Annotated in this window: 7 protein-coding genes; 1 reads left to right on the top strand and 6 read right to left on the bottom strand. The window is 35.2% G+C overall.

Annotation, left to right across the window (positions count from 1 at the left end):
- Positions 1–446: 446 nt before the first annotated feature.
- The 6 genes from AB1414_07415 to AB1414_07440 all read right to left on the bottom strand — a co-directional run bounded on the left by AB1414_07415 (position 447) and on the right by AB1414_07440 (position 6,206).
- Positions 447–1,379: a tetratricopeptide repeat protein gene (locus AB1414_07415; GenBank protein ID MEW6607270.1), complete on the bottom strand. Its 933-nt coding sequence runs from the start codon at positions 1,377–1,379 to the stop codon at positions 447–449.
- A gap of 35 nt (positions 1,380–1,414) precedes the next feature.
- Positions 1,415–2,602: a glycosyltransferase family 4 protein gene (locus tag AB1414_07420; GenBank protein ID MEW6607271.1), complete on the bottom strand. Its 1,188-nt coding sequence runs from the start codon at positions 2,600–2,602 to the stop codon at positions 1,415–1,417.
- Between the two features lie 29 nt (positions 2,603–2,631).
- Positions 2,632–3,324, bottom strand: coding sequence for a 16S rRNA (cytidine(1402)-2'-O)-methyltransferase (gene rsmI / locus AB1414_07425; GenBank protein MEW6607272.1), 693 nt, complete (start codon positions 3,322–3,324; stop codon positions 2,632–2,634).
- Between the two features lie 295 nt (positions 3,325–3,619).
- Positions 3,620–4,693: an ABC transporter ATP-binding protein gene (locus tag AB1414_07430; GenBank protein ID MEW6607273.1), complete on the bottom strand. Its 1,074-nt coding sequence runs from the start codon at positions 4,691–4,693 to the stop codon at positions 3,620–3,622.
- Complete coding sequence (locus AB1414_07435) at positions 4,690–5,376, bottom strand: ABC transporter permease (protein MEW6607274.1); 687 nt, start codon at positions 5,374–5,376, stop codon at positions 4,690–4,692. Before AB1414_07435 ends, AB1414_07430 begins: the two co-directional genes overlap by 4 nt.
- The gene (locus AB1414_07440; protein MEW6607275.1) at positions 5,376–6,206 is read right to left on the bottom strand and encodes a substrate-binding domain-containing protein; all 831 of its coding nucleotides are present in this window, start codon (positions 6,204–6,206) and stop codon (positions 5,376–5,378) included. The genes AB1414_07435 and AB1414_07440 overlap by 1 nt, the downstream gene beginning before the upstream one ends.
- A 619-nt stretch (positions 6,207–6,825) precedes the next feature.
- Between AB1414_07440 and AB1414_07445 the strand changes: the two genes are divergently transcribed.
- Positions 6,826–10,432, top strand: a 3,607-nt coding sequence (locus tag AB1414_07445) for a carboxypeptidase-like regulatory domain-containing protein (protein ID MEW6607276.1), incomplete at its 3' end; no start/stop codon positions are given.

Here is a 10,432-nt window from a genome sequence, read left to right on the forward strand (position 1 = left end):
CTCAAAGATGGCAAAATTAGGCTCAAAAGCCTGATGATTTTTTTGCAACTTATCCTTTGAAGTTGAGTTGATAAAAAATGCTTTACCTATTTTCTTCCCTTTGTGTCCTTTGCGTTACTACTTTGTGCCCTTTGTGGTTTATCCTTTTTTAACCGCAAAGAACGCAAAGAAATCGACCGCAAAGAACACAAAGATTAAAGGAGAAAGGAATCATAGAAAATTCACGAAACTCCAGAGAGTTAAAAGAGTTAATAGAGTTAAAAGAGTTAAAGGAATTTTAGCAATTAACTTTTCCAACTCTTTAAACTCCTTAAACTCCCTAAACTCCCTAAACTCCCTAAACTCTCTAAACTCCCTAAACTCTCTAAACTCTCTAAACTCTCTAAACTCTCTAAACTCTATTTTAATACTATACCAAAAATAGTCTTAATTGTCAATAAAATCTTTTATCTTTTTTTTAAATTATTTAGTTCTTCTTTTGCCTCTTTATTAGCAGGATTTATTTTTAAAACAGTTTTCAACTCCTTTTCTGCCGAGGCAATGTCTCCTTGATTTTTATGAATCTTCCCTAATTTATAATGGGCTATCTCTGAATTGCGGTTTAATTTAAGTATTGCTTTATATTCATCTTTCGCATGCTCCATCAAATCCTGTTGATAATAGAGTTCACCCATCACTGTCCGAATTTTAATACTAATAGCCTTATCCAAATTTGGTATATTAACCGCATTACGAAATGCAGATAAAGCATTATTAGGCATTCCCTTTACTTTATATACCCAGCCAATATTATACCAGGCAGAAACATCATCAGGATTAAGTGTTTTAGCCTGCGTATATTCCTCAATAGCATCATTATACAACCCTTTTTTGAAGTAAATATGTCCTAAATAAATATGTGTTTCTGGAGTTTCAAATTTCCCTTTTAATGATTTTTTTAATGCAGATTGAGATTGCTCGTAATAATCTTTTCCCTTTGCGTATCTACTTAACTTAAAATATGCTATCCCACATTGATAATGAACCTGAGGTGAGATTTTCTCCTCTTTTTCATCTAATTTAATTGCATTTTGATAATATTTAAGGCTATTTTCAAGTAAAATCACTACTTCTTTTTCATTTCCCTTGAGTTCTTCCTCCAGTGCTTTATGATAATAACACTCCGCCAATGAAATATATGCCTCGATATTAGCCGGGTCTTTTTCTAATATCTTTTTGTATTTTAAAAATATATCTTCTTTGGGAGTATAAGTCTTACTTATCCCTAAAAATATAAGGCTGATGAAAATAAGAAGTAAGATTATTTTTATAATAAAATTAGGTCTTTTGTCTTTACCTCGATATATACTTTTTTTACGGACCGGGCTATATACTCTCATTGTTACTCCTTGATTGAGCAGAAGTTTTCTGCCCTCTATCTTCGGAACGAACCTGGGTGTTCCACCTCTTTATAAACCTCTAAAGTTCTTTTTGCAATCTCTTGCCAGGAATATTTAAGGGCGGTGGTAATCGCTTCTTTAGAGATTTGAGTCATTAGTTGTTTATTGTTGAGCAACAGGTTTATTTTTGAGGCTATTTCTTGCGGTGAAGTTGGGTCATCAAGCAATAAACCACTTTTACCATCTTGTATTAATTCAGCCGCACCGGCAATTTTACTTGTAATCGTTGGAAGTCCTGCGCCTAATGCCTCGATAATTACCAGACCAAATGGTTCATCTAAAGTTGGAAAGCAAAAAATATCAGCCGCAAGAAAAAACTCCGCTACTTTTGAGGAAGCCCCGGCGAAAATAACCTTTTCCTTAATTCCTAATTTATCCGCAAGTCTTACAAAATCTCTTTCATCGGATGAACCAACTACCAGAATTTTAGCCTTATCATTATTAACCAGGGGTAATGCCTCAATAAGGTATCTTAATCCTTTTCGTTTAAATTCATTGGCTACAAATAAGATAATTATATCTTCTGGCGAGAAACCATATTTAATATTTATATTATTTCTAAAAGCCTGTTTTTTTTCGATATTAAATTCTGTAAAATTCACTCCATGAGGGATAATAACAAAATCTTGCTCCGGGACATTATATTCGTTAATAATTTCTTTTTTAGTTACCATAGAAATAGCAATTATTTTTTTATAATTACCCGATTTAAAAATAAATTTTTCATTAGCCAGGACAATTAAATTTAAGGGATTGAGCCTGGTATTTTTAAGGAAGTTGCCAATTCCTTTCCCTGATTTACGAGCCTTTTTAACCGCGGCTTTATGACAGCTGTGGGTGGTATAAACATCAAAAGGCACAAAGCAATCTCCTTGCGTATGAACTATATCAAAATTCAAGGTATTGATTTTCAACTTAGACATTAAAGCAAAACTATAAACCTGTAATATGGTGGCTAATCCTTTTTGCCTTCGTTTCAAGAAGAAATTACCTTGAATCATTGGGATTTTATGAAAGATAAACTTCTCTGTTGAAATATCCTGGCAGGAATTAGCAAATAGATGAATCTCATGTTCCTGACTGAGAATCTCAACTAATTCTCCAACATATCGTGAAATTCCACCACTTTTATTAACTATTCTCCCAATAAATGCTATCTTCATAAAAAAACTCTTTTCAGGCAGATTCGCTGTTAGTCTTCTGCCCCTTGTAAGACAATTGTTAATTCACCCTTCGGTAGAGTTAAATTAAGTTTTTCAATCACTTCGCTTATCTTTCCTCGAAGGACTTCTTCAAATTTTTTTGTCAATTCTCGCATCACCGCTATTTGTCTATCTCCAAGAATTTCTAAGATATTATTTAGACTCTTGAGGATACGGTGCGGGGATTCAAAAAATACCACCACCCTTTTTTCTTCCTTTAATTTTTTGAGAAGTCTTATGCGGTTTTTGTGAGTAGATGGCAAAAATCCTTCAAAGATAAAATGTTTTGTCGGGAAACCTGAAATGACTAATGCTGTAAGAATAGCTGTTGGCCCCGGAATTGGAACTATTCGTATTTTATTTTCTATTGCCTGACGGACTAAATCATACCCCGGGTCCGATACGCCAGGCATCCCGGCATCAGAAACTAAAGCTATATCTCTACCTTTTTGTAATAAGTTAATGAGATACTTACCTTTTTTAAACTTGTTATGTTGATAGTAAGAGGTAATTTCAGTTTTGATTTGATAATGATTTAAAAGTTTTTTTGTAACCCTTGTATCTTCAGCGGCAATTAAATCTACTTCTCTGAGGACGCGCAATGCCCTTAAGGTAATATCTTCTATGTTTCCAATTGGAGTCCCACATAGATAAAGTGTTCCCTCTGATACTTTTTTATCCATAATTTTATCTATTAAATGATGATGTTGTTAATTATATCATAACTATACCTACCTTTGTCAAGAAACTTTTACGATAACCTGTGATTCAGACACTGGACATCAGACACAAGACTATAGACTCTCATAGTGTAAGTGTAAGTGGAAGTGAAAGTGAAAGTGAAAGTGAAAAACACATTCCCTTCCACTTCCACTTCCACTTCTTTTAAGCCTTCATTCTTCTGCAATTTCTGCCCGTTTCAGTCTGGGATCTGATGTCTATAGTCTACTGTCTGAATCACAGTACGATAACGAGATATTATTTAACAGAAACAGGCAACAGATAAACAGAAGTGGCTTTAAATATTAAATAAACTTCAGAACCTGATTTTAGTTCCAGTGAAATTACTGATTGTTTTGTAACAAGAGAAGTTAGTGATAAATTATTGCAACTAACCTCAACAGAATAAATTGCGCCAATATTCTCAATTTTTTTAATTTCCCCTTTAAAGCAGTTGCGGGCTGAGGAAACAATGGGAGTTTTTGAAATTAAGATATCTTCAGGCCTTATAATTCCTGTCACCTTACCGGATAATATATTATTTACAACATTTATTTTTAAGCCACCGGCCAAAAGATAAGTTTCTTCCCTTTCTTTTAAAATCTCACCTGAAAATATATTTTCTGAAAGTGAAAATTCAGCAATATCTAGGGATAATGGAGTCTCAAAAATATCTTTACTACTTCCTTCCTGAATAATTTCTCCGTTTTTTAAAAAAAATATTTTATGAGCAAAATGTTTTGCTTGAAGTAAATTGTGAGTAGTAAGAATTATTGTTTTTTTTGATTGGACAAGTTCACAAATAATCTCTTGAATCCTTTTTGTACTTATTGGGTCTAAATTATTTGTTGGCTCATCAAGAAGGAATAAATCAGGATTAACCATCAAAACTCTGGCAATTTGTAATCTCTGTTTTTCTCCACCTGAAAGTTTTTTGGCATCTTTGTCTATTTTATCAGACAATCCAGTCCTATGAATTATCTCTTCGATTTGAGGTTTTTCAATCTTTAATTTGCGATAATTCAATGGATAAATAATATTCTGGTAAACAGTTCCTTCTAAAATAATTGGATTCTGAAAGACAAACCCCATTTTTCGTCGGCAATTCAATTTATCTCTTGAGGTAAATTTAGCCGAAGAATTTCCGTTATAAAATATCTCTCCTGAAGTAGGTTTATCAAGAAGTCCGATTATTCTTAAAAGCGTGGTTTTACCTGCACCATTTGGACCAATGAGGACATTTATATTTTCAGGTCCAAAATTTAAGTTTATATCTTTTAAGATATTTAATCTACCAATTTTTTTATTTAGACTTTTTATTTTTATATTCATTTTCCCTGTATTATTTGTAAAAGTATATTTATAATTACGGCTATAAAAAGAAGCACAATACCTATGGCAATACCTGTTTCAAAATTCCCTTTCATTGTCTCAAGTGCAATCGTTGTCGTCATAACTCTTGTCTCGCCTTTTATATTTCCGCCTACCATTAAAGTCATACCCGTTTCTCCAATAATTCTTGAAAAGCCGGTAATTATAGCGGTCAGGAAGGCAAATTTTCCTTCTTTAATTAATATTAAAGCCATCTGAGACCTGCTTGCACCCAAAGAGTAAGCAACATCTTTGACATCTTTAGCAATTCCTTTTAAGGCAGAAAGAGAGAGGGCACAAATTATTGGTGTGGCAAGGAGTGCCTGAGCAATTATTATGGCCGAGGGTGTGAAAAGTAAGCCAAATATACCCGCAGGTCCTTTTCTTGATAAAAATATATAGACTAAAAGTCCAATCAATACTGCCGGGAGGGCAAGCCAGGTATTGATTATACCAACAAGGACTCTCTTGAATTTGAATTCTTTGACAGCAAAATACAGACCTATTGGTATTCCAAAAATTCCAGCAATAATAGTTGCACTTCCAGAAACTATTATTGAAAGAAGCACAATTTCAATTATTTCCTTTTTGGGAGGAAATAAAAGTAAAAATCCCTGTTTTATTCCTTCAAATAGATATTCCATTAGAATTTTACCACATCAGGAAAATAAAGTGGTTCTCCAAATTTTTTAATCCCAAAATTTTTAATAATTTTTTGCCCCTTATAACTTCTTATAAAATCTGCAAATTTTTGGGCTAACTTAAAATTTACCCAGGGAAATTTTGTTGGAGAAACAACGATTACTGAATACGGGTTATAAAGTATGGAGTCACCTTCAACAAGTATTTCAAGCCCATCAATCTCTTTTTTATGAGATAGCCAGGTGGCGCGGTCAACAAGGCAATATGCATTTTTCTCCTGTGCAATTCTTAAAGTCATCTCCATTCCTGTGCCACTTTCAATATAAAAGTCTCCAGATGGTTTTATATTTAATTGTTTCCATATAGTTAATTCTTTTTTATGTGTCCCTGAGTTATCTCCGCGTGAAACAAAAGGTGTTTTTGATTGATATATTTTTTTAAACGAATTTAAGGCTTTATCCTCTTTTATTCCCGCCGGGTCATTTTTAGAGCCTACAATTAAGAGATCATTATGCATCACATCAAGTCTTTTTAAACCATAACCATCCTGGACAAATTGTTCCTCAGACACCCTATCGTGAATTAAAAGAACATCAGCATTTCCATCCTTAGCCAGACGAATTGCCTGTCCTGTGCCAACCGCAATTACCTTAACAGAACAATCATATTTTTTCTCAAATGCAGGAATTAGCACATCAAATAGACCCGAGTCCAGTGTGGATGTTGTTGAAGTAAGAATAAGTTTTTGTTTTGCAAAAGATTGATTATTAAATACAACTAAACTAAAAAACATAAACAAGAAAGTAATTGAATGAAAGGTTTTAGGATTCATATTGTTATTTTCCTGATTTCTGCAATTCGGTTAAATTCTTGTTCAAATATATCCATTTTTTTCACCAGGAGAAACGGTCATGCCCCGCTGGGGCACAAAGAACGATGAAAATTAATGGGACACAGATGAACACAGATAACACAGATAAATTAAAGAATTAGATTTTTACCTTTGTGTCTTTGAGTGAGATATTTTCAAAAGAAATCTGTGTTCATCCGTTTAATCTGTGTCATCTGTGTTCTATTTATGCGACTATTTTCAGGGGAAATATTGAGGCATGAACTTGCCAACTTTACTCTTATCAACAGGTTAAGAATTAATTCTTTCTGCCCTTCACCATAGTATTATACCTAACTCATACCTTTTTGTCAAGATGAATTTATTGAATTCAATTCTTGGTGAAAAATTAGATAGAGGCTCATTATTCCTTATTTTTCTCTCAAAATCTTTACGAAAAATATTTTTTTCTATCTCTCCTAAACATAGGTGAATTCAGTCTCTAAAAATTCACCGAGAATTTCTGGATGAACTGAAATTTTACTTGACATCTATATTAAAATTTGATAGACTAAAGTTGGAAGATACAATTTAATCAATTACCAAAAGGAGGAAGAAAAAGATGTTAAGAAAGATTTTATATCTATCAATTTTTATTTTTTGCTTACCATTTTTAGCCTTTGGTGAGGAAACCACTTCCTCAATTATCACGGTGGGTAAGGTCTACACAAAATGGAAAGGATTTTTAAACATACCTTTCTGGACAGATGCAAATGTTTCTTTTAATGAAATTTCCCCAGTTACTTTACCCAAAGAGGTAACTTCTTTTCAAATCGGGTTAGATTGGCGTGGTGAAAATGAGACCCGCGCATCTCAAAAATGCACCATTATTACCCGCGTTGAGGCAGAAACCTATCCTAACTCAGGCAAGTGGACACTTTTATTTGAAGAGGCAAATGAAATGATAGGTCGAGGAGGAGTAATTGAGGAAAGCCCTATTGTAACCAGAAATATCCCGCAGGAAAAACCAGAAGTAAGGTATAAAATTACAGTTAGAGCGACTATGCCGCTTGGGCAAGAACAAAAACCTGATACTACTTATCTAACCGTGCTTCTTACCTCAAAGGCATATACGACTTACACCTCTATCCCGATTCTTCCTATAATGCTCCTTCATGACCCTAATGGTGATGAGAGTTACAGTGCTCTACAACCGAACACTTCTATTTCTCATTCATTAAGTATTAATTTAGCCGGGCTGGAGGCAAAAATAGAAAACCAACACAAGGTGTTTTTTGAAACACAAAAGGCTAAAATAGAGATTAATCCTATGTCACAAAATACAGTAATGATAAATTTTATCTCTAAAGAGGCGATAACCTCGGCTGTTTCAAAAGACCCTTGTTTAATTGGAACGGGTCTTGGAGATACTTATGTGGTGATTAAAGATTTACCCATAAAATTTAAGTTCTCAAAGGCATTTACTCCATCAGGGGAAGAGGAAAGGGCCTTTTCCTGCTGTATCGTTAGTCCACAGGAGGCTGGACTTTCTCCAGAGAGAGGATTTGATGTTGTCTTAATACCAGCCGCAGTTTTGCGTTCTTACGATAAAGAATGTCCAATCTTTGGCAATTGGGGACAATTAGGATTAGATGACCAGATGAGACAACAATTGATAGAGATGAATATAGGGTGGGATAATATGGTCTCTCCAGAGGAAAAAGATGATGTTATTGACCTCGGCGAGGGATATTTAAACTTTAAAGACCAAACAAGAAAAGTTTACACTCAAGTCTATTTGAACAAGGTTAGTTTTTTTTCAGAGATGGTCATAGAGCCCTATTTTGCAACAACAGCAGGGATTCCTGTCTCAAGAGATAAGATGCTTACCGCAATCATCTTAAATGAATCACCTGTAACTAAAAGTGTTCCAAAGGATAATTTAATCGTTACTTTAGAAGATGACGATAGACAAAATATCCCGGGTGATTTCTTTACTTATCAATTCTATCTGGATAAACGATTTGGCTCCTTATTAGTTATTACTAAAGATGATAAAACTAAACCTCAAACTTTAGATTCACTTTATACCCGAAGTTTCTCATCTAACCCTAAGGAATACTGGACACAAGACTTAAAAATCATACCCGTAGAGGTGTCAATTAATGGATTAGTTACTTCGACTACTGGTGAAGGAATTGGTAGTGTTAGTTTAGAGGTAAGGTTAGATGATAAGGTGGTAAAAGAGGTGATGACTAAAGCAGGGGGCACTTATACCATTGATGGATTAATACGAGGGAATAAGTATGTTTTGATACCAAATATCGCCGGGTATCAGTCTAAAACAATAGAAATAGAGCCTTTTTCATATAATGAATTAATCCGTGAAGTAAATGTAGTTTTAGAACCAATTGTGAAGGAGCTGTCACCAGAAGAAAAAGTTATAGTTGAACTACCACCTGCACCTGCACCATTAATTCCTGAACCTGTTCCTCCTAAACCTGAGATACCAGCTACAGTTACACCGCCAGCCCCTGAACCTATCATTCCTGAACCTGAGATACTGGCTAAGGAAGAAATATCTGAATTGTTAGTTAACAGCAATTTTTCATCCGCATTAGATGGCTGGAAATTAGTTAAGATTGGTGCAGGCAAGGAGATGTATGCCAAAGTCATCCGTAATGATTGGACCTATCCGTATGCCTTAGAGATTAAGCGCACAGGTTCTAACCGTGTTCGAGGCGAAATGGGTGTCCGACAGGTATTAAATAAGAATGTCTCTGGATATACTCAATTAGTGCTTAAGGCAGATGTTAAGGTAATTTCTTCCTCTCTTGCGAGTGATGATAAAGAAGGTGGAGTATATCCTCTATGTATTTCGATAGATTATGTTGATGTTAGCGGCAAACCTCATTTGTGGCGACACGGGTTTTTATACGCTCCAAAGATTAATTATCCAGATATAGGAGAACGGATTGTGCAGGATAAATGGTTTATCTACATCTCAAATAATTTATTGCAACTTACCCCCAAACCCAAACTGATTAAAGAGGTAAAGCTATCCGGTAGTGGTTGGGGATTTCACAGTCGTATTGCCAATGTGCAACTAACCTGGTCAAAAGAACCTGTATCGGTAAAGGAAGAAATTCCGTCTGAAGAAGAAAAACCTATTTCAGCAATAGAACCCACTCCGAAGCCGGAGTTACCTCCTGCTCCACCAGTAGAGCCAACCCCTGAACCTGAACTACCCTCTGCTCCAGTGGTTAAGGAGGAAATTCCCAATCTATTAACTAATGGTGATTTTTCATCAGAACTGAAGGAGTGGAAATTAGTTAAGATTGGTGCAGGCAAGGAGATGTATGCCAAAGTCATCCGTAATGATTTTACCTATCCGTATGCCTTAGAGATTAAGCGCACAGGTTCTAACTATGTTCGAGGTGAAATGGGCGTCCGACAGGTATTAAATAAGGATGTCTCTGGATATACTCAATTAGTGCTTAAGGCAGATGTTAAGGTAATTTCTTCCTCTCTTGCGAGTGATGATAAAGAAGGTGGAGTATATCCTCTATGTATTTCGATAGATTATGTTGATGTTAGCGGCAAACCTCATTTGTGGCGACACGGGTTTTTATACGCTCCAAAGATTAATTATCCAGATATAGGAGAACGGATTGTGCAGGATAAATGGTTTATCTACATCTCAAATAATTTATTGCAACTTACCCCCAAACCCAAACTGATTAAAGAGGTAAAGCTATCCGGTAGTGGTTGGGGATTTCACAGTCGTATTGCCAATGTGCAACTAACCTGGTCAAAAGAACCTGTATCGGTAAAGGAAGAAATTCCGTCTGAAGAAGAAAAACCTATTTCAGCAATAGAACCCACTCCGAAGCCGGAGTTACCTCCTGCTCCACCAGTAGAGCCAACCCCTGAACCTGAACTACCCTCTGCTCCAGTGGTTAAGGAGGAAATTCCCAATCTATTAACTAATGGTGATTTTTCATCAGAACTGAAGGAGTGGAAATTAGTTAAGATTGGTGCAGGCAAGGAGATGTATGCCAAAGTCATCCGTAATGATTTTACCTATCCGTATGCCTTAGAGATTAAGCGCACAGGTTCTAACTATGTTCGAGGTGAAATGGGCGTCCGACAGGTATTAAATAAGGATGTCTCTGGATATACTCAATTAGTGCTTAAGGCAGATGTTAAGGTAATTTCTTCCTCTCTTG

Source organism: bacterium (assembly GCA_040755795.1).
GTDB lineage: Bacteria > UBA9089 > CG2-30-40-21 > CG2-30-40-21 > SBAY01 > JBFLXS01.

Bases quoted from the DNA above. Each gene is read 5' to 3' on its own strand.
- AB1414_07440 (MEW6607275.1), bottom strand. From the start codon at position 6,206: ATGAATCCTAAAACCTTTCATTCAATTACTTTCTTGTTTATGTTTTTT.
- AB1414_07435 (MEW6607274.1), bottom strand. From the start codon at position 5,376: ATGGAATATCTATTTGAAGGAATAAAACAGGGATTTTTACTTTTATTT.
- AB1414_07430 (MEW6607273.1), bottom strand. From the start codon at position 4,693: ATGAATATAAAAATAAAAAGTCTAAATAAAAAAATTGGTAGATTAAAT.
- AB1414_07415 (MEW6607270.1), bottom strand. From the start codon at position 1,379: ATGAGAGTATATAGCCCGGTCCGTAAAAAAAGTATATATCGAGGTAAA.
- rsmI (MEW6607272.1), bottom strand. From the start codon at position 3,324: ATGGATAAAAAAGTATCAGAGGGAACACTTTATCTATGTGGGACTCCA.
- AB1414_07420 (MEW6607271.1), bottom strand. From the start codon at position 2,602: ATGAAGATAGCATTTATTGGGAGAATAGTTAATAAAAGTGGTGGAATT.